General features: G+C 76.8%; 1 pseudogene. It reads right to left on the bottom strand.

What is annotated here, in order from left to right:
* Positions 1–306 (bottom strand): annotated as a pseudogene (locus J0695_RS40700) (3-oxoacyl-ACP synthase); the annotation flags it as partial.

The following is a 306-nucleotide window of genomic DNA, read 5'->3' as shown; positions in this document are numbered from 1 at the left end:
CCACGGCCCCCGCCCCGTCCCCGAACACCACTCCGGCGCTGCGGTCGTCGGGGGCGATCAGCGTGGAGTACACCTCGGCCGCCACCAGCAGGACGCGCTGGGCGATGCCCGCGCACAGGACACCGGCCGCGGTGGCCAGACCGTAGACGAAACCGCTGCAGGCCGCCGACACGTCCCAGGCGGCGACGCCGTCCCTGCCGAGCCGGGAGGCCAGCCGGGGCGCCATCGCGGGCATCGGCTGGTCCCCCGTGGAGGTGGCGACCACGATCGCGTCCACCTGCGGATCGCCGGCCAGGGCGAGGGCCC

The organism is Streptomyces beijiangensis (assembly GCF_017315755.1).
Classification (GTDB): domain Bacteria; phylum Actinomycetota; class Actinomycetes; order Streptomycetales; family Streptomycetaceae; genus Streptomyces; species Streptomyces beijiangensis.
Note: the sequence above shows the minus strand (reverse complement) of the source record. Positions and strands in the feature narration are given on the sequence as shown.